This window comes from Lentzea sp. NPDC051838 (assembly GCF_040681245.1).
Taxonomy (GTDB): Bacteria; Actinomycetota; Actinomycetes; order Mycobacteriales; family Pseudonocardiaceae; genus Lentzea.
In genome coordinates this window covers 486,050-508,816 of record NZ_JBFAYI010000003.1, presented here as the reverse complement: position 1 = coordinate 508,816, position 22,767 = coordinate 486,050, and the positions used below count along the sequence as shown (strand labels likewise).

The window sequence follows — 22,767 nt, the reverse complement described above, 5'->3', positions numbered from 1 at the left end:
CACACCTTAGCTCTGCGTAACGAAATCCCGGACCACGCGATTATCCGTTCGTACAGCGCGACCGACCGCGACCCAATGAGGATGAGCATGGATTTCTGGAAGACCATCAAGGTCCTCCTCCGGCGGTGGTACGTCGCTTTGCCTGTACTGGTGCTGTCGCTCGGCACAGCGGGGATCGTGTTCGCTTCCGTGCCGCCGCAGTACGAGTCGACGGGAACCGACCTGCTGACCGTGCCGAAGGCGGGCGCCACCGTCACCAACGACCCCACCAAGCCGGCGGGCATCATCAACCCGCTGCTGGCGTTCGACGCGAGCCTCACCACCACCGCGCAGCTGCTCACCCAGGTGCTGCTGGACCCTGCGGTCTACGCGCAGCTGACGGGCAACGACAAGCACATCGAGTGCCAGGCCGGTGACGGAGGGTTGCGCGGGCCGTTCGTGCAGGTGGTCTGCACCGCCCCGACGCCGGAAGCCTCGAAGAAGACCGTCGAGAACGCGTTCGCGCGGCTGAGCTCCGAGCTCATCGAGCGCCAGAAGAAGCTCGGCGCGCCCGAGGCGACGTTCATCAACGTGGAGACCGTCGTCGCGCCCACCGAGGCCACCCTGCTCGTCGGCGGCAAGCTGCGGGCCGCGGGTGCCGCGCTGGCACTGGGCCTCGCGGCGAGCCTGACCTCCGCGTTCATGATCGAGAGCTTCATGCAGCGCCGGAAGCCCAAGGCGGGCAAGGACAAGAAGCCCGACGACTCGGAGCCCCAGTGGCCGAAGGACCCGCCGCCCGGCGACGGGCCGCGCTACAACAAGATGGCCAGCGAGGCGAACCCGACGGTGCGCATTGCGCGGCCAAGCTGACCTGAAGGCGGCAGGCCAGCGGCGGACGCTCACGCGTGCCGACGGCGCCACGCTGGCCGTCGTCTACATCGCCGTGCTGGTGCTCATCCCGGCACGGCTGGTGTTCTCCGGTCTGCCGCTCGACGTGCGTCCCTCGTTGCTGCTGGGCTTCGGTCTCGGCTTGATCTGGCTGTGCGCGCACATGGTGGACGGCCTCGGCATGGCCAAGGGCCGCAACGCGGTCCGCACCGCGATCTTCGTGTTCGCCGCGTCCCAGATCGCCACCTACGGGTGGGCGACGTACCAGCACATGCCCTACGACGAGCTGAAGTCGGCGGACCTGAGCTTCGTCACGATCGTCGCCCTGATGGCGTCCGGGCTGCTGATCGTCGACGGCGTGCGGACCCTGGACCGGCTGGACCGCGTGCTGCAGTTCGTCGTCATCGCGTGCGCGATCATGGCGACGATCGGCATGCTGCAGTTCTTCACCGGCTTCGACCTCACCCGGTACATGGTGGTGCCGGGACTGCGCGAGGTCGGCACCGGTGAGGCGGTGCTGCAGCGGTCGATCTTCCGGCGGCCGTCGGGAACCGCGGGCCACCCCATCGAGTTCGGTGTCGTGTGCTCGTTCGCGGTGCCGCTCGCCGCGCACTACGCGTTCCGCGCGAAGCTGCGCAAACAGCCCAGCCGGCGCTGGTGGTTCTGCCTGACCGTGCTGGCGATGGGCGGCGTCGTGTCGCTGTCGCGCTCGGCGATCCTGGGCATGCTGGTCGCGGCGATCGTGCTGCTGCCGACCTGGCCCGCCAAGCAGGTGATGCAGACGCTGGTCGCGATGCTGGGGTTCCTGGTGGTGCTGCGGGCGTTCGTGCCCGGCCTCGTCGGCACGCTGCTGAGCCTGTTCAGCAACATCTCCAACGACCCGAGCATCCAGGGCCGCACCGACGACTACGCGAGCACGAGCGCGACGATCGCGAAGCACTTCTGGCTCGGCCGCGGCTTCGGCACCTACCTGCCTACGAGGTTCGGCCCGATCGACAACCAGTACCTGGGATCGTTGGTGGAGAACGGCGTCATCGGGATGCTGGCGTTTCTGTTCCTGTTCCTCGCCGGCATGTACGCCGCCGCGTCGGCCCGCAGCCTGAGCGCCGAGCCGTACGTCCGCGACCTGGCGCAGACCATGCTCGCCTGCATCACGATGCTCGGCGTCTCCAGCGCCACCTACGACACCTTCGCGTTCAAGATCGCGAGCGGGCTGATGTTCATCCTCCTGGGTTGCAGTGGCGCGCTGCTGCGCATGCAACGTGCGGCGGCAGCCCTCCCTCCGGTGTGGAGACGAGGGCTGCCGTGGCCGCGCGAGTGACCGTCCTGGGCTCAGCCCTTGACGGTCGCGCCGTCCTCGTAGGTGTTGTTCGTCCAGTCCACCTGTCCGTCCAGCCGTGCCGGGCCGTAGACGTAGTTGCGGGTGAACACGTTGTTGCGGATGACCCGGTTCGTGCCCTTGGGGTCGAGGTAGACGGTGTAGTTGCCGCCGTTGAGCAGGTTGTTCTCGATCAGGATGTTCGACGGGGAGCCGAACTCGCCGCCGACCAGGATCGCCGAGGTCTGGTTCTTCGGGTTCTCGATCCGGTTGTGCCGGATGGTGATGTTCGAGCCACCGGTGATCTGGATGCCGTCGTTGTGGTCACCGTCGCCCCGGCTCAGGTCGTGGATCCAGGAGTCGATCAGCGACGAGCCCTTCTCCATCTTGACGCCGTCCGAGCACCCGCTGACGTTGATGCGGATCGAGGTCACGTCCTCGAAGCCGACGCCGTACTCGCAGTTGTCGCTGCCCACGATCTCGACGTCCTGCAGGGTGAGCCCGGCGTTCTTGTCCACCAGGTACACGCCCCACTGGCCGGTCGCGGTGATCTTGCTGCGGGTGATCTTCACGTTGTCCGCGGTGACGCGGATCGAGCACGGGATCTGCTTGCCGTCGATGACGGTCCCGTCCTTGTCGATCAGGTACTCACCACCGTTGCACCCGAGCGCGGCGAGCTTCACGCCGGTGGGCGCCCAGCCCGTGTTGTTCGGGCCCGGCCAGCCACCGGCGACGGGCGGGGTCGGGGTGGACGGCGGCTTCGGGCTGGTCGTGGTCGGGAGCGGCTTCGCCGTCGAGGAGTTCGAGCTGGACGGTGCGGCGCTGCTGCTCGAAGCGGGCGTCGAGGACGCCGTGGTCTCCGAGCTGGAGGCAGTGGTGGGTTTGCCCTCCTCCGCAGCCTTACCGGCCTGACACCCGGTCACAGTCAGTACCAGCGCTGCTGCGGCAAGCAGAACAGTGCTGGTCACGGCCTTATCACGGGCAGTTCTCATACAGATTTCCTTTGCGTGATCCTCGCGCCGGACATGCGGAAGTCCAGGCAATGTCACTTTCGTCGGTCCCCCCGCTACTTCGCGGCAACACGGCACTTCCTACCCCACGGCCGCGTGAAATCCAAACCTTTGACAAGAATTTCGCCAGCCATAAAGAAAATTGATCGCTCCGCGCGGGAGGAGGCCAGATGAGCGGCGAAGATCCGTTGAGCAGCACCAAAAACGCGGACGACCAGCAGAAGTCCACCCCGTCCGGAAAGATCCGCCGAGCGCTCGGCCTGAGCTTCCTCAACACCGTCTTCGGGCGAATTGGAACCTTCCTCACAGGAATCCTTCTGGCGCGCATGCTCGTGCCGGAGGACTTCGGCGCGTTCGCTGTCGCACTGGTCGCTCTGGGTGCACTTTTGGCCATCAACGAACTGGGCGTGAGCCTCGCCCTGGTGCGCTGGCCCGGTGACCCGAGGGAGATCGCGCCGACCGTCACGACCATCTCGTTCCTGTCCAGCTGCGTCCTGTACGCCCTCTGCTGGGTCGGCGCGCCGGCCTTCTCGGAGGCCCTCGGCGCACCCGGCGCGACCGGCGTCGTCCGGCTGCTCTGCGCGTCCGTGCTGATCGACGGCGCCACCGCCGCCGCGGCGCAGTTCGTGAACCGCGAGTTCCGCCAGGGCACCCGTCTCACCGTCGACATGTCCAATCTCGCCCTCACGACCGGTGTGACCGTAGCTTTGGCGCTGGCCGACTACGGTGCGTGGAGCCTCGCATGGGGCCGGTTGGTCGGCAACGCCTTGTCGGCCGTGCTGCTGTTCCGGCTGGTGTCGATGTGGCCCAAGCCGGGGTTCGACCGCAAGCAGGCGCGGGAGCTGGTCGCGTTCGGGCTGCCGCTGGCCGGTGCCAGCCTGCTCGTGTTCGCGATGCTCAACGTCGACTACGTGATCACCGGCCACCTGCTCGGCGCGGTCGCGCTCGGCCTCTACCTGCAGGCGTTCAACCTGGCCAGCTGGCCGGTGAACATGTTCTCCGTGGTGATCCGCAGGGTCTCGCTCGCCGCGTTCGCGCGGGTGCAGGACGACCCGGTGGCACGTGAGGCCCTGCTGGCCAGGTTCACCGCGCTCCTGTTCGCCGGTGCGCTACCGGTGTGCGGACTGCTCGGTCTGCTCGCCCTGCCGACGGTGACGACGCTGTACGGCGCGAAGTGGGCGGGATCCGCCGCCGCGCTGCAGTTCCTCGTGGTGCTCGGGATCGTCCGGGTGGCCACCGAGCTCGGCTACGACTTCCTCGTCGCGCTCGGCCTGCCAGGCCGCACGCTGTGGTTGCAGGGCATCTGGCTGACGGCGCTGATCACGCTGTTGCCGGCGGGTGCCCTGCTCGACGGCATCCGGGGTGTGGCGGCGGCACACGCGCTCGTGGCGGTGCTGCTGGTGCTGCCGGCCTTCACCTACGCGGTGTGCCGCACCGGAGTCCGGGCACGGGTGCTGGGCGCGGCCGTGGTGAGGCCGCTCGTGGGCGCCGCGCTGCTGACCGCGGTGGTGCTGACGGTCCGGTGGTACACGGAACCGTCGCTCACCCAGCTGCTCCTCGGGGGCGTGCTGGGTGGCGGCGTGTACCTGGCCGTCGTGTGGCCGATGCGCGGCCTGGTCAAGCAGCTGGGCTGACCAGACCGCGCCTGGCTTCAGCGCCGGGCGTTCGCGTCGTCCACCACCAGTCGGCCGCGCAGCCGGGAGATCTTGCGCTTCACCTTGTACGTGGCGAGGCCGCTCGCCGAGCGCACCACGTCGAGTGCCCGCACCCCACCGGACGTGCGGAACGCCATCGCGGCCTCGTACTCGCTCTCCTGCAGCTCGGCGGCACGCCGGAGACTGAACCTGTCCACGACCAGCTTGCGGCCGAACTCGCCGAGCTCAGCCCGCAACGAGGAGGACTCGGAAAGCCTGCGCAAGGCTTCCCGCAGCGCGGGCACCCCGTCGCCGCCGATGCCGAACCAGCCGGCCGACAGGAACCGCGGCAGGGTCTCGGGCGTCAGCAGCTCGCTGAACCCGTCCTCCCCCACCACGACGAGCGGCTTGCCGAACGACAACGCGCGCAGCGCCGACCCGCCCATGCCGATCGAGATGTCCGCCGCCGCGTACGCGGGCCGAGGATCGCTCAACGCACCCGTCATCACCACCGCACGACGGCCCGCGCGCGCGTTGGCCGCAGCGGCTCGTTCGGCGATCTCGTCCCGGCACGGCCCATCGCCGACGATCGCGAGCTGCACGCCGTCGAGCTCGGCCACGGCGTCACACGCCGCCAGCAGGCCTGGGCGCTTCAGGTCCGGCACGAGCCTGGTGACCATGACGATCAGCAGGCCGTCGTGCAGGTCGTACTCCTTGCGGAACTCGGCGCCGGAGACGTCCGGGTGGTCCGCGTCGGTGTCGACGGGAGGCTCCAGGAGCGTGACGCGGTGGTGCCCCGCGGCGACCGCCTCCGCTCGAATCTCCTCGGTACCGACGATGAGCGGGATCGTGCGCGGGAAGAACGGCACCACCGACATGGACATCACCGTCGCGATCGGCGCGGCGGCACCGCGCAGCCCGGGGCCGTAGAAGGCCTCGAACGCGGGCGGCCACTCGTAGCCGTGCACGACGTCGATGCCGCGTTCCTTCACCACCCTGTCCAGCACGCCGACGACGCGGCGGGACGGGCGGCTGCGCTCCAACGGGATCTCGACGTGCTCCAGGCCGTAGTCGCGCACCAGCGACACGAGCTCACCCGGTTCCGACACGACGACCACCTCGTGCCCGCGGTCCCGCACCGCGGCCGCGAGCTGGATCGCGTTCATCTGGGAGCCGCCGAGCTCCATCGCGTGGGGATAGACGACAACCCGCATGGTCACCTCAGACCGATCACTTGCGCCACGACCGCCGCGCGGGCGGACCACGAATGCTTCTCCGCGAACGCCTGCCTGCGCGCGCGACCGTCTGACTTGTCTTTGGCCGCGCGCACAACGGCGTCCGCGAAACCGGAGAGTTCCTGCACCGCAACGACATCTTCCGACTCGGAGGCGAGCCGGACGGTCGCGGGCAGCGCGGTGCCGACCACCGGGCGGCCGGCCGCGAGATATTCCAGGGTCTTGAGCGGGAACGACGCGCGGTTGAACGCCGTGTCCGCGTACGGGGTGAGCCCGACGTCCATGCACCGCAACCACTGCGGCAGTTCCGCGAACGGCACCGGGCCCACGTGGTGGACGTTCGGGCAAGCCTCCAGCGCGGGCCAGCGGGAAGGTTCCCAGCGAGGATCGCGCGGACCCACCAGCAGCAACCCGATTCCCGTGTCCGCCACGGCTTCCAGGTAGCTGATGTCGATGCGGTCGGTCAGCTGCCCCACCACACCGGCCACCTCGGCGGGAAAACCCTCCGGAAGCGTTGCCGGTGGCACGTCTTCGATTCCGTGGTAGGCGGCCGTGTCGCACCCGTTGGGCACCACGACGGGATCGGCGCCGAACTCCTGCCAGCGTGCGGCGAGCTCCGGTGTCACCGCCAGCACGACGTCCGTTCTCGCCAGCGTGGCGCGCTCTTCGGCACGCAGGCGGTCCGTCGGCTGGCCCATCAGCGAGGCACCGGAAACCCAGTCGTCGGTGCCGTAGAGAACGTTGCGGGCGCTCCCCCACCGCCCCAGCACGTCGTCGAACGAACAGGCGATGACGGCGTGAGGGCGGCGGGAAAGCGTTCTCCGGACCTGGAACCTGACCAGCGGCCAGGTCGTCGCGCGGATGCCGGGCCTGGTCCAGCCCGGCAGCGCGATGGGGGTGAGACGGGTGACCCCCGGCGCGGCTTCGCGCACCGAGGGCTGCCAAGATCTACCCGTGCTGCCGATTCCCCGATATCGCTGGGGAGTCATCGGCGACACCGGCGGATCCACCCACAAGATGTCGGTGTACTCCGACAGGGCTTCGGTGAGATGGCGCTCGGAACCCCGAACGCCGTCCCACGTCACTCCTGAGAACAGCACGACCAGAGGTCGCATTCATCAACTCCCGGGGGCGAACACCACGTCCACCCAGTAGTTCGCTCCACCGAAGGTGTCTCCGGGGAACCCGCTACCGGAGCGGAACACTCCGTTGGGCGACGCGGCGGCCGAGAGCGGCGCGCTGTTCACCGCCGTCCGCTGGAAGTACCCGCTGTCCGCCGCGTACCTGCCGACGGTCGTCGTGTACGACGCCACGTACGTCTGTCCCGCCGTAATGGTGACAGGTGAGCTGAAGACCAGCGTCTGCCATCCGGTGGCGGTCTCGTTGACGAACGTGCCGGTCGCCAGCTGAGTCCCGTTGGCCGCCCACAGCGAACCGGTGTGCGTGCCGGTGTTGCCCGTGCCCTTGTAGAACCTGACCCCGGTCACCTGCCCGTTCACCGAGCTGCTGAACCGGATGCCGAGTTCGTAGGCGTTGTTGTCGTTCGCCGACGTCACCGTGGGCACCGTCGCCGGGCTGAACAGCGAGCACGGACAGGTGGCCGTCGTGTTCGTCGTGAACGACCACGTCGACGGGGTCGTCATCGCGTTGCCGTTGACGTCCGAGGCCCGCATGTCGGCCGCGTACGTCGTGCCGGGGGCGAGTGGCCCGTCGGACGTCCACGTCACCGTCTTGCCGTCACCGGACAGCGCGACCGTTCCACCGATCTTCGCGAGGCCGGGATCCGACAACGCGAACTGCACGGAGGACAGGTCGATCGGCTCGTTGAACGTCGTGCTGACCGTGGTGTTCGCCGCGACACCGGTGGCACCGGGGGCGGGAGTCCGGTTGGTCACGGTCGGCGGCGTGCTGTCGCCGTTCGCACCGTTGCGCCAGATCACGTCCACGAAGTAGTTGGTGCCGTTGTAGGTGTTGGTCGGGAAACCACCGCCGGAGCCGTACCGGTAGACGCCGTTGCCACCGTCCACACCGGACCGAAGCGCATGCAGCGATCCGTAGTCGTGGCTGGAGCTGAAGGCGCTGCCGGTCGCGGAGTACCGGCCGTTCGGGGCGTAGTACGACACGACGTAGGTCGTGTTCGCCTGCACCTCGACGGGCGAGCTGAACGTCAGCGTCTGCCAGCCGCTCGTCGACTCACCGACGAACGTGCCGGTCGCGAGACGCTGGCCGGACGCCGACCACAGCGAACCGGTGTGCGTGCCGGAGTTGCCGAATCCCTTGTAGAAGCGGACACCCAGCACCTGGCCGCGGCCGTCGAAGCGCACCTTCGTGCCCAGCTCGACGGCGGCGGTGTCGTTCACCGCGTTGACGGCCGGGGCGTAGAAGTCGTCCCACACCGTGCACGGACACGCGGCGGGCCGCGGGTTACCGGTCGTGAACGACCAGGTGGTCGGGTTCGGCATGTTGCCGGACAGGTCGCTGGCCCGCGCGGACACGTCGAACGTGGTGCCCGCCGCCAGCGGCTGGTTCGGGGTGAAGGTCGCCTTCAACCCGTCGGAGGCCACCGCGATCGAGCCGGACACGCCACCGTTGGGGCCGTTCACGGTGATCTGCGCGGAGCTGGGCGTGATCGGCTCGTCGTAGGTGATGCTGACGGCCGGCGTCAGCGCGACGCTGCCCTGCCCGTCCAGCGGCGTGGTCGCGGTCGCTCCCGGCGCCCTGGTGTCCGGACCGGGGTCGAGCGCGAAGATCGGGTCGACCCAGTAGTTCGAGCTGCGGTAGCTGTCCGCTGGGAAGCCCGTCGAACCACCGCGGTAGACACCGTTCGGGTTGCCCGCCACACCCTGCGGCGCGGACAGCGGTTCCAGACCGGTGGCCGAGTTCGCGAAGTAGTCGGGATCGCCCGCGTAGTGGCCGTTCGGCGCGAAGTAGGACGCGATGTACGTCGTGTTCGCGTTGATCTGCACGGCCGTCGGGAACGTCAGCGTCTGCCAGCCCGTGGCCGACTCACCGGTGAACGTGCCAGTGGCCAGTCGCGTGCCGTTCGTCGACCACAGCGAACCGGTGTGCGTGCCGGTGTTGCCCGTGCCCTTGTAGAAGCGGACGCCGCGCACGTAGCCGTTCACGCTGGACTGGAACTTCACGCCGAGCTCGATCGCGCCCGAGTCGTTCGTCGACGGCTGAGCCGGAACGGCGTTGTCGGGCCAGATCGTGCACGGGCAGTCCCGTGCGACGACGGTGACGGTGCGGTTGACGACAGCGGACAGGTTCGCCGAGTCGTCGACCGCGCGGACCTTGAGCACCTTGTCGCCCGTCGCGGACGGCACGAACGTGTAGTTCCACGACAGCGATCCGGCCTGCCAGTTCGCGGCCTTCCAGGTGGTGCCGTTGTCCACGGACACCTCGACGCCCGCGACCTTGCCGGAGGAGTCGACGACGGTGCCGGAGAACGTGTAGCCCGTGCCGACGACCGGCGACGCGGTGGTGCCGATGGCGACGGACGGCGGCGAGGTGTCGGTGCTCGCGCTCGCGATCTGGAGCCCTGCCTGCAGCGTCGCGGGCTGGACACCCATGTCCGCCAGCAGGTTCACGGTCGCCTGCTTGATCCGGACGTCCGAGGTCGGCGTGTCGGTCTGGAAGGCGTGCTCGTCCTCCAGGCCCCACGCCCACTGCACGGTGCCGGCGGCGAACACGAGCGAGCCGGATGCCGCGCGGTACAGCGTGAGCGCGTGCGTCTTGGTGCCACCCGCGTAGAGGTCACCGTAGTTCTGGAGGATGTACTGGCCCTCCATGGTCACCGTGGTGCGCGAGAGCTGCGCCACGCCGGGAGGCTGGAAGCCGTTGTCCTCCACGGAGTCCCACTCGTACCCGAGGGTGCCGGGGCGGAACGCGTAGCTGCCGGACGACATCGTCGCGAGCGGGGTGTCCCGCCACAGCCGCATCTTGCCGTACGCGGCGGGCACGTTCAGCGAGTCGTCGCGGCGGCCGTTGACCGTGAAGATCTGGCCGAGCAGGGCGTTCTCCGGACGGCCGCCGTTGGACGGCGGGCTGAACCGCGGGTCGCGCCAGGTGCCCGTCCACTCAGGACTCGGGTCGATCTTGGCGTTGGCCTTGGTCTCCTTGTAGGTGACGACGGTGCGCCAGTCGACGGGGCTGCTGCCGAGGCTCGGCGCCCAGCGGTGCTTCCAGAAGATCTCGTTGCCGGTCATGAACGCGAGGTGCACACCTGCCGCGCGAGCGTTCTCGACCGCGGTGCGCTGCTCGCTCGACCAGTACTCGTCGTGGCCGACGGCCATGAACACCTGGTGGTTCGTGATCAGGTTGCCACGCCGCGCGGTGTCCGCGTTGGTCGTGTAGCTGACGTCGTAACCGTTGGCCTCGAGGAACTTCAGCATCGGCACTTCGGCGTTGAAGATGAAGTTCTCGTCGCCGGTGTTCTGGATCGGCCGGTTGTAGCTGACCTTGTACGCCGAGCCCGCGTCGCCGGGGCCGGTGCCGTAGTAGAGGCTGTTGCCGCCGTAGCGGTTGTAGGCCTGCCAGGTCGCGTCGGAGGTCTGGAAGAAGATCTTCGCGTGGCTGCTGTCGTCGCGGATGACGAACGCGATCTCGTTCTCGCCACCCGTGTCGTTGCGGTGCAGCACCGCGTAGTAAAGGCCGGACACGGCGTCCGACGGCACGTTCCAGGTGGCCGACACGGCCCAGTTGCCGCAGTCGACCAGCGCGGTCGCGGCCTCGGTGAGGCAGTTCGCCGGCTGGCTCTGCGGGGTGCTGCGGTTCACCGTGCCGACGAGCCGGGCGCCCGCGCCTCCGTAGTACCCGAGGCGGTAGATGTCGATCCGGTACGAGGGGGCGTCGGTCTTGACCTTGAACTGCACCTGCTCACCGGGCTGGGCGCTGATGTCGGTGGTGTACCCGACGATGCTGTCGTCGAGCGCGTTCAGCGACCAGTTCGGTGTGCCGGGCTTGGTGTTCTCGCACGCAACCTTGTTCTGCACGGGTGCGTCGCACGGCGCGGCCTGCGCGGCCGGTGCCAGCACCAGTGGCGGAACAACGACCGTCGCGGCGAACACCGCCGCGACGGTCAAGCGAGCGCCCACTGACCTCAGGCGTCTCCTGGGACCGAACAAGGGCATCTCTGTCTGCCTCTCCTAACAACGTCCCCAGGCTTGGGTTCTCACAGAAACTTCACCGCCGTCGACCGCCGGACACTCTCCCCGCGTCCGGAAGCGACTCTCCACTTGCAACTTCGGACGGCTCCGCGGCTTCGTTACAGGTATTTCCGTTCATCGGTACAACAATTCGGCGCCGCCCTGACCAGGAACGGTCCGGGCGGCGCCGAATATTCTGTGCGTCACATCGTGCTGACTTTCAGCGATCAGTTAACGGCAGCTAACCAGGATCGCGGTCACCACGGTGCACTCGACCGACGACTTGTCGTTAGCGGCGTTGACGTCGGTCGGGTCGGTCGCGGTGCGCGCGGCCTGGAACTTGTACGGCAGACCGATGTTCAGCAGCCGCAGCGGCGTGGCGTACGTGACCGTCTTGCCCGCACCGGGTGCCAGGTTCGTCACCGGGCAGCTGACCTGGTTTCCGGACACGGTGCAGTCCGAGGAAGTCGCGGAGACTCCCGGCGGCAACGTGGCCGTCACAGTTCCGTTCAGCACCTTGTTCGGGCCGTGGTTGCGGATGTCGACCGCGAAGTCGACGCGCGGGACCAAAAGACCGAAACGAGGGGTTCCCGTCAGATTCACGGAAAGGTCGGACTCGGTGTGCACGGTCAACTGCGGGCCGTCGATCAACGGGGTGGCGTAGTTCGAGCCGAAAAGCTCGCCCCGCAGTGTTTCGACGCCACCGACCGCGTCGGTCTTGAGCGCGAGCGTGAACGTCACGGTGGCGGTCTGGAAGCCACCCAACGCCTCGGCCAGCGCGCCCTGGTACCCGATCGGGTTGCCGTTGCCGTCGTTCACGGCGGTGCAGCTCGCCGCTCCCGTACAGCTCACGAGAGTGGCGTAGTCCGCCAGCGCCCTCGGTGTGCTGAACAACCGCGCACGTGGTTGCAGAACGGAGAACCCGTGGATGTTGGTGAGCTTGACCGTCACCGTCACGCTCTCACCCGGCCGGGCTGTCGTCACCGACGACGTCACCTCGACCTCGGGTTCCTCAGCCTGCGCGGGCGCCGCGAGGCTCCCACCGATCAGCAGTACGGCCGAAGCCGTCACAAGCATTCGCCGAATCATCTGTTCTCCTCCGGCATCGTGCGGATTCTGTTCAGCGCCCCACCGATTCCTTCTCCACCACTCGCAGTCCGTCTCGCGAGGGTGACTCCTCGTAGACCGCGCCACAGTCCGGGCAGGACAGTTCGGCGGTCAGCTTCTCCCCGCAGACACACGCCCATCCCTTGTGCCTGGCCGGGTTTCCCGCCACGAACGCGTGCGCGGGAACGTCCTTGGTCACGACCGCGCCGGCGGCCACGAAGGCGTACTCACCGATCTCCGTGCCGCACACCACGACCGCGCCCGCCCCCAGCGTCGCACCGCGCCGGACCGTGGTCGGCAGCAGCGCCTCCGGTCCTTTGCGGATCGCGGCGCGCGGCCGCAGGTCGTTGGTGAACAGCATGTTCGGCCCGAGGAAGACCTCGTCCTCACACACGACACCGGAGAACACCAGCGTGCCGTTCTTCACCGTGACGCGGTCACCGAGCACTGCGCCGTCCTCGACGAACGCGCCGTCGCAGATGTTGCAGTCCTCGCCGATCCGCGCGCCGGGCAGCACGTGCGCGAACGCCCACACCCGCGTGCCGTCGCCCACCTGGTCGCTCTCGCACAAGCCCTTGGGGTGCACGAAGACGCTCATGCGCCCACCGCCTTGCCGAGTGCGTCGACCACGCGGTGCTGCTGTTCCTCGGTGATCTCCGGGAACAGCGGCAGCGACAGGATCTCGCCGCCCAGCTTCTCCGCGACCGGGAACGCGCCTGACTGCGCCAGATGGCCGAACGCGCCGGTGAGGTGGACCGGCGTCGGGTAGTGCACGCCGGCGCCGATGCCCTGCTCGTGCAGCTTCTTCAGCACCTCGTCGCGGTGGGGCACGCGGATCACGTACAGGTGCCACACGGGTTCGTTGCCCTGCGCCACCACCGGCGTGACGACGCCGGGGATCTCCTGCAGCAGCTTGTCGTAGCGCTGGGCGGCGACCCGGCGGGCCTCGTTCCACGCCTCGAGCCTGCGCAGCTTCGCCGACAGGACGACGGCCTGCAGCGTGTCGAGCCTGCTGTTGAAGCCGATCTCGGTGTGCACGTACTTGCTCGGCGAGCCGTGCGCGCCGAGCAGGCGCACTTTCTCGGCCAGCTGGGGATTGCGGGTGAGGACGGCACCGCCGTCGCCGTAGGCACCGAGGTTCTTGCCCGGGTAGAAGCTCGTCGCGGCGATGTCGCCGAGCGCGCCCGTGGTGATGCCGTTGCGGCGCGCGCCCTGCGACTGCGCCGCGTCCTCGACGATCGGGAGGTTGGTGAGCTCGCGGATCTGCTCGATCTGCGCGGCCTGGCCGTACAGGTGCACGGGGATGATCGCGGCGGTGTTCCTGGTGATCACGGACGGAATCGCGGCGACGTCGATGAGCGCGGTGTCCTCCACGCAGTCGACGAGCACCGGCGTCGCACCGGTCCGCGCCACGGCTTCCGCGGTGGCGATGAACGTGTTGGCGGGCACCACGCATTCGTCGCCGGGGCCGACGCCGAGCGCGCGCAGGGCGAGCTCGATCGCGTCGGTGCCGTTGCCGACGCCCACGCAGTGCGGCACACCGACGTAGCCGGCGAACTCCTGCTCGAACGCGGCGACCTGCGGACCGCCGACGAAGGCGGTGCGCTCGAGCACCGCCGCCCAGCCCTCCGCGACTTCGTCCGCGACCTGTGCGTGCTGGGCCGCGAGGTCGACGAGGGGAACGGGGTTGTTCACGGGAAAAGCCTCCGGATCACAGAGCCTCGAGCCGCACGGCGGGCGAGGTGAGTTTGCGGGCGGGGAGACCGACCCAGGTCTCCCCTGCGGGAACGTCGTCGAGCACGGTGGCGCCCATGCCGATCACGGCCTCGGCACCGATCCGCACGCCTTCCCGGACGAGACAACCGGAGCCGAGGTAGGCGGACTCGCCGACCTCGACGGCTCCGGCGAGCGTGGCGCGGCCGGCCATGGTCACGAAGTCGCCGACGACGTCGTCGTGCGTCAGCAACACGTGCGGCATCGCGACGACGTGCGCGCCGACGCGCTGCGGGGCGGTGATGACGACACCGGCCAGCAGCACCGTGCCCTCACCGATCTCCACTCCGGGCGCGATCGACGCGTTCGGGTGCACCACCGCGGCATAGCGCTCGGGAGGAAGTCCGAGCCGGCGCACCACGTCACGCCGTCCGGCCGGACGGCGTGCGTTCGCCACGCACACGACGACCTGCGCGCCGGTGTGCTCGTGCACGAGGTCGCTGCCGCCGAGCACGGGTACACCGTCCACTTCGGACCCGGCCAGGGCGGGCCGGTCGTCGAGCAGACCGATCGGGTCGGGACGTCCCGCGGCGCGGATCGCCGCGAGCACCTCGCGTGCGAGACCTCCGGCACCTACCAGCAACAGGGTCAAGGCGCGGTCACCTCCACCCGGTCGAGGGTCTCGGCGAGTGCTTCGACGACCTGGTCCTGTTCGGACGTGGTCATGTCGTGGAACAGCGGGAGGATCAGCGTCCTGGCGGTGAACGCTTCCGTCACCGGCAGCGGCGCGGTGGGGTGGCCCTCGTACGCGGGTTCGAGGTGCGACGCCATGATTCCCCGGCGGGCGGAGACGCCGCGTTCGGCGAGTCCCGACAGAACGTTCGTGCGGTCGGGCCCGTCCTCCGGCAGCCAGACCCAGAACGACTGGTAGTTCGTCGTGCCGTGCTCGGGGTCCCGGACCGCCGTCACGCCGGGAACACCGGCGAGCAGCTCGTGGTAGCGCGCGGCCAGCTCGCGGCGGCGCGCGATGATCGTGTCCAGTTTGGACAACTGCACCAGGCCGACAGCGGCCTGGATGTCGGTCATCCGGTAGTTGAACGCGGTCTCCAGGTACTGCTCGATGACCGCGGACCCGCCGTGGTGCCGATCCGCAGCGGACACGCTCATCCCGTGCTCGCGCAACCTCCGCAGCCGCACCGCCCAGTCCGCGTCGTCGGTGGTGACCATGCCGCCCTCACCGGTGGTGAGGAGCTTGCGCGGGTGGAACGACCACGCCGCGAGCACAGCGTCCGTGCCGACGGGCTTGCCCTTGTAGGTCGAGCCGGCCGCGCACGCGGCGTCCTCGATCACCACGATGCCGCGCGGCTCGCACAGCGCCTTGATCTCGTCGACGTCCGCGGGCACACCTGCCTGGTGCACGACCATCACGGCGCGCGTGCGCTCGGTCAGCACCGGCGCCACCGTGGCCGCGGACAGGTTGCCGGTCAGCGCGTCGACATCGGCGAAGACGGGGGTGGCACCGGTGTAGCGGACGGAGTTCGCGGTCGCGATGAACGACAGCGACGGAACGACGACCTCGTCACCGGGACCGGCGCCGAGCAGGTGGACGGCGAGATGCAAACCCGTGGTGCACGACGACACCGCCACACCGTGCTGTGCGCCGACGGAGGCCGCGAAAGCCTCCTCGAACTGCCGGACGCGAGGCCCCTGCGCCACCCAACCCGAACGCACGGCCTCTGCCGCCGCCAGTGCCTCTTCCTCACCGAGCAACGGCCGCATAACCGGAATCACTGTGGTACCTCGATCTGTGGGTGCGGCAGTGGCGCCGGACCGACCTGGGGGTGTCGGTGGTGCCACTGCCGCGGCTGGTGAGCGGTCAGGCGTTCTGCTTCTCGGCGCGCCACCACTGGACGAGGTCGCGCAGGCCGCCGTCCATCTCGATCTCGGGCTTCCAGCCCAGATCCGTGGCCGCGGCGCTGATGTCGGCCAGCCGGCGCGTGACGCCGTTGACCTTGCGCTCTGGACCGTGCTCCAGCGGCAGGTCCGAGTCCATCGCGGCAAGGAGCGCGAGGGCGAGCTCCTTGAGCGAGGTCTCCTTGGAGGACGCGATGTTGTAGACCACGTCCGTCACCGGTGCCTTGGCGGCGAGGATGTTCGCGCGGGCGATGTCGTGCACGTGCACGAAGTCCATCGTCTGCGCACCGTCACCGAAGATCAGCGGGGACTTGCCGTCGACGATGCGTTCCATCCAGCGGATCAGAACTTCGGTGTACAGACCGTGGACGTCCATCCGCGGGCCGTACACGTTGAAGTACCGCAGCGCCACGTAGTCCAGGTCGTGCATCGCCTTGAAGCTGCGCAGCATGCCTTCGTTGAACGCCTTCGCGGCGCCGTAGAAGGTGTCGTTGTTGTACGGGTGGTGGCGTTCGTTGGTGGGGAACGACTCCGCGAGTCCGTACACCGACGCGGACGACGACGCGATGACCTTCTTCACGCCGGCGGCCGCGGCGGCCTCGATGACCGTGAACGTGCCGTCGACCAGGCACTCCAGCGCGAGCCGCGGTTCCTCGGCGCACTGGGTGATGCGGATGGCGGCGAGGTGGAAGACGAGGTCCTGGCCCTCGGTCAGCTCGCGCACCAGCGACTTGTCGTTGATGTCGCCGTCGACGATCTTGACGACACCGGACTCCAGCGCGCCCTTCAGGTTCTCCCGGCGGCCACGCACGAAGTTGTCGAGCACGATGACTTCGGAAGCACCAGCCTCGACGAGCTGGTCGACCACGGACGACCCGATTGTGCCCGCGCCGCCCGTGACGAGCGCACGCTGGCCACTGATCGGTTGTGCCGTCATTTACCCAACCCTGCCTTCAACTTGGTGAACGGGAACGAACACACCGCCGGTCCGCAGCGACTCCGATGCGGCTTCCAGTACGGCCAGTACGCGCAGTCCGGCGCGACCATCGGTGAGAGGCGGACGCTTCTCCGTGATGGACGCGGCGAACTCGGCCATCATCGTGCGCAGCGCCTCGCGTTCCACCAGCGCCGGCGCGACCATGTCGCCGGTGCGGTAGGAGATCTTCTGCTGTTCCTCGGAACGGTCGACGCCGCGGTCGTAAATGGACAGTCGCTGCGCCGGATTGTTGTCGTCCCACACGACCGTGCGCTGCGAACCACCGATGACCATCGTGCGAATCTTCGTCGGCGACAGCCAGTTCACGTGGACGTGCGTGATCGCGCCGTTCGAGAGCTTCACCGTGAGGTGGCCGACGCACGCGACACCGGCGCCGATCGGGTCCGCGCCGTGCGCCGCGACCTCCACCGGGGTGACGTCGTCCGGCAGGATCGCCTCGAAGATCGACAGGTCGTGCGGGGCCAGATCCCACAGCACGTCGACGTCCGGCTGCACCAGACCGAGGTTGATGCGTACCGAGTCGATGTACTGGATCTCGCCGAGGTCTCCGCCGCGGATCATGCCGCGCAGGTGCTGCACGGCCGAGGTGTAGGCGAAGGTGTGGTCGAGCATCAGCGTGAGACCGCGGGACTCGGCGGCCTCGACGAGCTTGAGGCCGTCCTCCAGGTTCGCGGCGAGCGGCTTCTCGACGAGGACGTGCTTGCCGGCCTCCAGCGCCGCCAGTGCGACGGGCAGGTGGGTGGCGGCGGGGGTCGCGATCGCGACCGCGTGCACCTCGGGGTCGGCGAGCACCTCGTCCAGCGACGCCGTGGCGCGCACGGTCGAGTACTCACCGAGCACGCGGCGGGCCTTGTCGACGTCGAGGTCGCACAGGTAGCGCAACTTCAACTGGGGCGTGGCCTGGGCGTTGCGGACCAGGTTCGGTCCCCAGTACCCGGCGCCAATGACAGCAATGCCAATCACTTCGTGGGTCTCCATCAGTAGGCCCCGTGGCCGCCGAAGACGGCGCGGAAGGTCTTCCACAGGATCACGGCGTCGAGAGCGAGCGACCAGTCCTCGACGTAGCGCAGGTCGAGCCGCACCGACTCCTCCCATGAGAGGTCGCTGCGCCCGCTGACCTGCCACAACCCGGTGAGTCCCGGCTTGACGAGCAGGCGGCGCCGCACGTCCGAGGAGTACTTCGCGGTCTCCTCCGGCAGCGGCGGGCGGGGTCCGACGAGCGACATCGTGCCCGCGAGGACGTTGAACAGCTGGGGCAGCTCGTCGATCGAGTAGCGGCGCAGGAACGTGCCGACCTTGGTGATGCGCGGGTCCTTCTTCATCTTGAAGAGCAACCCGTGGCCCTCGTTGGCCGCGGCGAGCCTGGTGCGCAACGCGTCGGCGTTCGTGACCATGGTGCGGAACTTGATGATCGTGAAGGGCTGGCCGCCCTTGCCGACCCGCTTCTGGCGGTAGAAGACGGGACCGCGGCTGTCGATCATCACGAACGCGGCGACCGCGAACATCAGCGGTGCCAGCAGGATCAGCAGCAGGAACGCGCCGACGCGGTCGACGACGTCCTTGACCAGACGGCGGAATCCGCTCAGTGCCGGTTCGCTCACGCGCAGCAGCGGCATGCCCAGGACGGCGCTCATGTGCAGGCGAGGGCCGGCGACTTCCATCAGACCGGGCGAAACAACCATTTCGGCGCCCGAACCCTCGAGGGCCCAGGCGAGCTGCTGGAGCCGGCGGGGCGTCCAGTAGGCGTCGGGTGTGACCGCGACGATGCGGTAGCCGCCACGCCGGACGTGCTCGGCGAGCTCGCGCAGCTGGCCGACGACGGGCACGCCGTCGACGTCCGTGCCGGAGCGGCCGCGGCCGTCGATCGTGCAGATCGCGTCCACGCGCCAGCCGAGGTGGGCGACGCTCTTGGTGCGGCGGATGAGGTCCTCGACCGTGTCCAGGTTGCCGGCGGCGAGGACGGAGAGCAGGAAGCGCCCTTCCTTGCGGCCGCGGTGCAGCGGGCGGCGCAGGGCGTAGCGCATGGGGAACGCGACCAGAGCGATCGCGGGAACTACGACGAAGACCCACAGTCGGGCGCCGGGGATGTCGACCGCGAGCGCTCCGAGACCGAGCGCCACGACGGCACCGAACAAGCCCCGGCCCAGTCTTCGGAACTCCTCGGCCCCCTGACCGAGCACGGTCGGCGTCCACACGCGGTTGATCGCGAGCGAACCGACGACGACAACTACTGTGAGTATGTCCAGCAGGGCAAGGGAAAGCGGGCCGAAGGCGGCGTGACGCATGCTCATGACGGCACCGACGGCGACGACGACCAGGGCAATGGTCAGCACGTCGGCGGTGATCACGGCATAGCGGTAGCGGCTTTCCCAACGGGCGACAGGTGGGTGCGTCTGTCTGTGTTCGGACAGCGGATTGAGCGTGGAGCGCAGCCCATCGACGTCACGGGCAGCGCGGACCTGCTCACTCATCGTTCTGATCTCCCCGGCTCAGCGGCGATTCCGGACGTGCACATGCGCAGGTCACCCCGAGGACCCTGGAACTTCGTTCTTCGGCAACGCTTCTTTCAGGCTCAGCGGCCGAAGCTCGCAACCGGTGATTCGCCCTGCCAGGCATCCGCGTTACAGGCTGTGGAAAAAAGTTTCTCCAGTGCCCGAATATCGGACGTGACGCGCGTCTCACCGTCTTGAAACCGTGAGCCCGCAAGACGATTCCGCGTGTCCACAAGGGACATTAAGGATACGTATGCCACACGGGAATCGTTCAGAACAGGCCTTCAGGCCCTAGTCTGATCGTCTGCGCTTATGCATGCACTTACCGCTGAATGGAGCAATGTGTTACCGCCGAACGGAAACACGCACCTCTTCGCGTTCGACGACCACGACGTCCCCTTCGCGCAACTGTGCTCCACGTCGCAGCTCCACAGCGCCGTTGACGTGGACTTCCCCGTCCTCGATGAGCTCTTTGGCGTGCGCGCCGTCCTCGGCCAGTGCCGCCAGCTTGAGGAACTGCCCTAGCCTGATCGGCTCTTCGGAGATCTCCACCGTCCGCATGAGCCACATCATCCCAGTAGGGCGCACCCCACCGCTTGCTCGGGTGCCTTCCCCAGCGCGTTCGGGTGAAGTCGTTGACAGCCTTACATTTATGAAAACTTCCTGGGGTTACGTCGCCTGGTTGGCGGTGTCCGGTGTGGTCGTCGTCGCGATAACGATCTTCGCCGCTTCGGCGTACATAACACTGGACATGTCACAGGCGCGGCCGGACTTGCACGGTCCGGTCCACTACGGCCTGCTGGTCGCGCACATCTTCACCGGAACGGTCGCGATCCTGGCGGGTGTCTCGCAGTTCTGGCCGCGTCTGCGCGCCAGGCATCCGCGCGTGCATCGAGTGCTCGGGCGCGTCTACTTCGCCGGCGTGCTGCCGTCGTCACTGCTGGGCATTGTGTGCGCTCAGTTGTCACTGAACGGCCTGGCCGCATCGGCGCCGCTGACAGTGCTGTCCGTGCTGTGGTTCATCAGCGCGGTGTACGGCCTTCGAACGGCACGGCGGCGCCAGTTCGGCGAACACCGCATCTGGATGATCCGCGGTTTCGCCTTGACCGGTGCCGCCGTGACCGGCCGGTTGTGGGGCCTGCTGCTCGGCTCACTGATGCCCGAGGGGGACGGGCTCGTCATCTTCGCCACGGCGAACTGGCTCGCGTTCGTGGTGAACCTGCTGGTGGCCGAGTGGTGGATCCAGTCCAGGGGCTATGCCCGGACCTTGCCCTCCGCAGCGTTGAGGCCCAGCATTTCGAGCAGGTCAGCGCAGTCGAGCGCGTCCGTGGCGTGACAGGCCACGGTGCGTGCCGCCTTGCTGTTCTGAATCGTGCTGTGCTCCTTTTCCAGAGCCTTTGCCTCGGCGAAGGTGCCGGTTTCGGGCTCGGCGATCGCGGGACGCGCCCAAGTCATGTCGTGCCTGCTTCCGCATCGGGGGATGTGGTCATCATGACTCGGGGGTGACCGAAACACCAGATCTAGTGCTTTCCGTAATCAGCCACCCACAGCGCGTTAACCGCTTCGCAAACCTTCGAAAGCGTTTTCCTGGCAGCAAAGTTGATCGTTTGTTGCCAGGAATTGGCTTCACCGTCCGTACCGCAGCACCGACTCCACTTCGGTCACAAATGCAACGAGCCTTTCATCGTCCACATCGTCCGGCGTGGGACCGTCCACCGCGAGCCGTTGCAGCGCAACAGAAGTAGTGGCGTTTTCCCGTGCGAGCCGCCGGAAGCCGAACGTGGCCTCGTAGAGCGAAACGGCCGTCGCGAGAGCCGCGAGCGTGGTCGCCGCGAAGCCCCACAACGCTCTGCGCGGCCCGTCCGCCATCCCCACCGCTGCCGCGGCTGCCGCGGCGATGAAGAGCGCCGCGGCGATCGCGACCGTCCACGTGCGAGCCGCGGAGTACCGCTTCCGGCCGCGTTCGAAGTGGTCCAACCGGTCCTGGAACCGGTGGCGGAGGTAGGCCTCGACGAACTGGGCCTGGCGCTGCTTGTCGCTCATGACCGCACCTCTCGGACGTCCACCGCCCGTCTTCTCCGGCTTCGCGCCTGTGTCCTGGCGTTCCTCATCGGTCGACGCGGTCATGTCCTGACCACCTCGTGCTTGCGGTCGCTGACCGCGGCTTCCAGGTCCGCCACCTTGTCCTGGCGTTCCTCCTCCGTGCTCGGCGCGGGGGCCGCGAGGTGCGCGAAGTACAGCGCCCGCAACCGTTCCGCGCGGTAACGAGCCGCGAGGTACTTGTCGAGCGACTCCCGCTTGCGCGCCACGATCGTGATGGCCGCCGCGAACGCGCCGCCCGCGACCACCAGAACTCCGGGCCACGGCGTGTCCTTGAGCCACGTCTGCAGCGCGCCGAACACCGTGGTGGTGAGCCCGCCTCCGATCGCCAGCACCGCCATCAGCCGGTAGCGGTTCTGCTCGACGTCGGCTTCCGCGTCGAGCTCCTGGAACGTCGGCGCGACAACCTTGTTCGCGTCGTGGATGGCGTCCGCGAGCATCGGGTACGCGACGACGAAACCGGGGTCGACGAGAGGCCGCGGTTCCTGGTTCCTGTAGCGGACCTTGGGCCAGATCTTCGGCGGCTTGACGGGCTTCTCCTTGCCCAGCAACCGTTCCAGCGCGGTGACGGTCTTCCCCGCGCCCTCGTCGACGTGGACGATGAAGATCTTGCCGCTGCGCACGAGCACCGCGAGGTCGCCGGTCAGGTCACCGGTCGCGATGCGGTCCGCGAGGCCACCCGTGCCGGCGAGCACCAGCAGCGCGTTGTCCGCGCTGAGGTGGTCGACGACCTCCTTGTCGTTCTCGCCTCCGACGACGAGAGCGACCACCGGCTTCTTGTGCCGAACCGCCTCGATGGTCTTGAACAGCACCGGTGTGGCGTCCGTCCACTCCGAACCGGGGACGATGACGGCGACGCTGTGGTTGGGTTCCAGCGAGACCTGGCCGTTGGTGGAGGTTTCGGTGAGGTCGTGCACCTTGCTGCTGGGCGCGACGCCGACCACCACGGGCCAGCGCTGCTCGCACGCCTGCAAAGCCATGCCCAGCAAGTGGACCACGCCTCTGTCCGTGCCTTCGGTGACGAACACCGCGCCGTGGCGCGCCGCGGTGACCACGACGGATCTGAGCACCGGCAACAACTTCGCGGCGAGATCCGTCTCGATGTCTTGTGTGGAGCCGAAGACCGAGATCACCGTCCGGCCTCGGGGCAGGCCGAGGGCTTTCGGTTTGATGTCGGCGTCCGGCTGGGACAGCCGTTTGACTGTCGGGCCGCCTGCAGTGGGCATGCCGCGC

General features: G+C 68.4%; 20 protein-coding genes. 5 read left to right on the top strand and 15 right to left on the bottom strand.

The features are described 5' to 3' along the window. Window positions 1-87: 87 nt before the first annotated feature. On the top strand, window positions 88-849 hold the full coding sequence (locus AB0M24_RS10795; RefSeq protein ID WP_363764074.1) for a hypothetical protein: 762 nt from the start codon (window positions 88-90) through the stop codon (window positions 847-849). After that, window positions 833-2,188 (top strand): O-antigen ligase family protein, encoded by a 1,356-nt coding sequence (locus tag AB0M24_RS10790; RefSeq protein WP_363764071.1) that lies wholly within the window; start codon window positions 833-835, stop codon window positions 2,186-2,188. The genes AB0M24_RS10795 and AB0M24_RS10790 overlap by 17 nt, the downstream gene beginning before the upstream one ends. A gap of 11 nt (window positions 2,189-2,199) precedes the next feature. Here the strand turns inward: AB0M24_RS10790 and AB0M24_RS10785 are convergent, their stop codons facing one another. Continuing rightward, window positions 2,200-2,868, bottom strand: a complete 669-nt coding sequence (locus AB0M24_RS10785; RefSeq protein ID WP_363764068.1) for a right-handed parallel beta-helix repeat-containing protein — start codon at window positions 2,866-2,868, stop codon at window positions 2,200-2,202. A gap of 4 nt (window positions 2,869-2,872) precedes the next feature. Here AB0M24_RS10785 and AB0M24_RS10780 point away from each other — a divergent pair, with 4 nt between their 5' ends. Both AB0M24_RS10780 and AB0M24_RS10775 read left to right on the top strand, forming a co-directional pair. Continuing rightward, window positions 2,873-3,097 (top strand): hypothetical protein, encoded by a 225-nt coding sequence (locus AB0M24_RS10780; protein WP_363764065.1) that lies wholly within the window; start codon window positions 2,873-2,875, stop codon window positions 3,095-3,097. Between the two features lie 268 nt (window positions 3,098-3,365). Continuing rightward, window positions 3,366-4,829, top strand: a complete 1,464-nt coding sequence (locus AB0M24_RS10775; RefSeq protein WP_363764062.1) for an oligosaccharide flippase family protein — start codon at window positions 3,366-3,368, stop codon at window positions 4,827-4,829. Between the two features lie 17 nt (window positions 4,830-4,846). Here the strand turns inward: AB0M24_RS10775 and AB0M24_RS10770 are convergent, their stop codons facing one another. From AB0M24_RS10770 to AB0M24_RS10715, 12 genes are all read right to left on the bottom strand, one after another. Continuing rightward, a complete protein-coding gene (locus tag AB0M24_RS10770; RefSeq protein ID WP_363764060.1) occupies window positions 4,847-6,043 on the bottom strand; it encodes a glycosyltransferase family 4 protein in 1,197 nt (398 codons plus the stop codon). A gap of 2 nt (window positions 6,044-6,045) precedes the next feature. Beyond that, window positions 6,046-7,179: a glycosyltransferase gene (locus AB0M24_RS10765; protein ID WP_363764057.1), complete on the bottom strand. Its 1,134-nt coding sequence runs from the start codon at window positions 7,177-7,179 to the stop codon at window positions 6,046-6,048. Window positions 7,180-7,182: 3 nt separating this feature from the next. Further along, window positions 7,183-11,160, bottom strand: a complete 3,978-nt coding sequence (locus AB0M24_RS10760) for a DUF4082 domain-containing protein (protein WP_363764055.1) — start codon at window positions 11,158-11,160, stop codon at window positions 7,183-7,185. Between the two features lie 282 nt (window positions 11,161-11,442). Then, entirely contained in the window at window positions 11,443-12,300 is an 858-nt protein-coding gene (locus tag AB0M24_RS10755) for a hypothetical protein (protein ID WP_363764052.1), read from the bottom strand. 31 nt (window positions 12,301-12,331) lie between these two features. Next, entirely contained in the window at window positions 12,332-12,916 is a 585-nt protein-coding gene (locus AB0M24_RS10750) for an acyltransferase (protein ID WP_363764049.1), read from the bottom strand. Next, complete coding sequence (locus AB0M24_RS10745; protein WP_363764046.1) at window positions 12,913-14,013, bottom strand: DegT/DnrJ/EryC1/StrS family aminotransferase; 1,101 nt, start codon at window positions 14,011-14,013, stop codon at window positions 12,913-12,915. The genes AB0M24_RS10750 and AB0M24_RS10745 overlap by 4 nt, the downstream gene beginning before the upstream one ends. Before the next feature lie 16 nt (window positions 14,014-14,029). Further along, complete coding sequence (locus AB0M24_RS10740; RefSeq protein ID WP_363764043.1) at window positions 14,030-14,683, bottom strand: acetyltransferase; 654 nt, start codon at window positions 14,681-14,683, stop codon at window positions 14,030-14,032. Then, a complete protein-coding gene (locus AB0M24_RS10735) occupies window positions 14,680-15,888 on the bottom strand; it encodes a DegT/DnrJ/EryC1/StrS family aminotransferase (protein WP_363764040.1) in 1,209 nt (402 codons plus the stop codon). The genes AB0M24_RS10740 and AB0M24_RS10735 overlap by 4 nt, the downstream gene beginning before the upstream one ends. A 19-nt stretch (window positions 15,889-15,907) precedes the next feature. Then, a complete protein-coding gene (locus AB0M24_RS10730) occupies window positions 15,908-16,882 on the bottom strand; it encodes an NAD-dependent epimerase/dehydratase family protein (protein WP_363764037.1) in 975 nt (324 codons plus the stop codon). Beyond that, the gene (locus tag AB0M24_RS10725; protein ID WP_363764034.1) at window positions 16,883-17,905 is read right to left on the bottom strand and encodes a Gfo/Idh/MocA family oxidoreductase; all 1,023 of its coding nucleotides are present in this window, start codon (window positions 17,903-17,905) and stop codon (window positions 16,883-16,885) included. A 14-nt stretch (window positions 17,906-17,919) separates the two neighbouring features. Then, entirely contained in the window at window positions 17,920-19,413 is a 1,494-nt protein-coding gene (locus AB0M24_RS10720; RefSeq protein ID WP_363764031.1) for a sugar transferase, read from the bottom strand. 366 nt (window positions 19,414-19,779) lie between these two features. Beyond that, window positions 19,780-19,995, bottom strand: a complete 216-nt coding sequence (locus tag AB0M24_RS10715; protein WP_363764028.1) for an RNA-binding S4 domain-containing protein — start codon at window positions 19,993-19,995, stop codon at window positions 19,780-19,782. A gap of 91 nt (window positions 19,996-20,086) precedes the next feature. On the opposite strand from AB0M24_RS10715, the gene AB0M24_RS10710 reads away from it, so the two are divergent. Further along, window positions 20,087-20,770, top strand: coding sequence for a DUF2306 domain-containing protein (locus AB0M24_RS10710; protein WP_363764025.1), 684 nt, complete (start codon window positions 20,087-20,089; stop codon window positions 20,768-20,770). A gap of 290 nt (window positions 20,771-21,060) precedes the next feature. Here the strand turns inward: AB0M24_RS10710 and AB0M24_RS10705 are convergent, their stop codons facing one another. Both AB0M24_RS10705 and AB0M24_RS10700 read right to left on the bottom strand, forming a co-directional pair. Further along, window positions 21,061-21,561: an SLATT domain-containing protein gene (locus AB0M24_RS10705; RefSeq protein ID WP_363764022.1), complete on the bottom strand. Its 501-nt coding sequence runs from the start codon at window positions 21,559-21,561 to the stop codon at window positions 21,061-21,063. Then, window positions 21,558-22,760: a hypothetical protein gene (locus AB0M24_RS10700; RefSeq protein WP_363764019.1), complete on the bottom strand. Its 1,203-nt coding sequence runs from the start codon at window positions 22,758-22,760 to the stop codon at window positions 21,558-21,560. The genes AB0M24_RS10705 and AB0M24_RS10700 overlap by 4 nt, the downstream gene beginning before the upstream one ends. Window positions 22,761-22,767 lie beyond the last annotated feature (7 nt).

Bases quoted from the DNA above. Each gene is read 5' to 3' on its own strand.
- AB0M24_RS10765 (WP_363764057.1), bottom strand. From the start codon at position 7,179: ATGCGACCTCTGGTCGTGCTGTTCTCAGGAGTGACGTGGGACGGCGTT.
- AB0M24_RS10795 (WP_363764074.1), top strand. From the start codon at position 88: ATGGATTTCTGGAAGACCATCAAGGTCCTCCTCCGGCGGTGGTACGTC.
- AB0M24_RS10755 (WP_363764052.1), bottom strand. From the start codon at position 12,300: ATGATTCGGCGAATGCTTGTGACGGCTTCGGCCGTACTGCTGATCGGT.
- AB0M24_RS10715 (WP_363764028.1), bottom strand. From the start codon at position 19,995: ATGCGGACGGTGGAGATCTCCGAAGAGCCGATCAGGCTAGGGCAGTTC.
- AB0M24_RS10700 (WP_363764019.1), bottom strand. From the start codon at position 22,760: ATGCCCACTGCAGGCGGCCCGACAGTCAAACGGCTGTCCCAGCCGGAC.
- AB0M24_RS10720 (WP_363764031.1), bottom strand. From the start codon at position 19,413: ATGAGTGAGCAGGTCCGCGCTGCCCGTGACGTCGATGGGCTGCGCTCC.
- AB0M24_RS10775 (WP_363764062.1), top strand. From the start codon at position 3,366: ATGAGCGGCGAAGATCCGTTGAGCAGCACCAAAAACGCGGACGACCAG.
- AB0M24_RS10705 (WP_363764022.1), bottom strand. From the start codon at position 21,561: ATGACCGCGTCGACCGATGAGGAACGCCAGGACACAGGCGCGAAGCCG.
- AB0M24_RS10770 (WP_363764060.1), bottom strand. From the start codon at position 6,043: ATGCGGGTTGTCGTCTATCCCCACGCGATGGAGCTCGGCGGCTCCCAG.
- AB0M24_RS10710 (WP_363764025.1), top strand. From the start codon at position 20,087: ATGAAAACTTCCTGGGGTTACGTCGCCTGGTTGGCGGTGTCCGGTGTG.
- AB0M24_RS10750 (WP_363764049.1), bottom strand. From the start codon at position 12,916: ATGAGCGTCTTCGTGCACCCCAAGGGCTTGTGCGAGAGCGACCAGGTG.
- AB0M24_RS10730 (WP_363764037.1), bottom strand. From the start codon at position 16,882: ATGACGGCACAACCGATCAGTGGCCAGCGTGCGCTCGTCACGGGCGGC.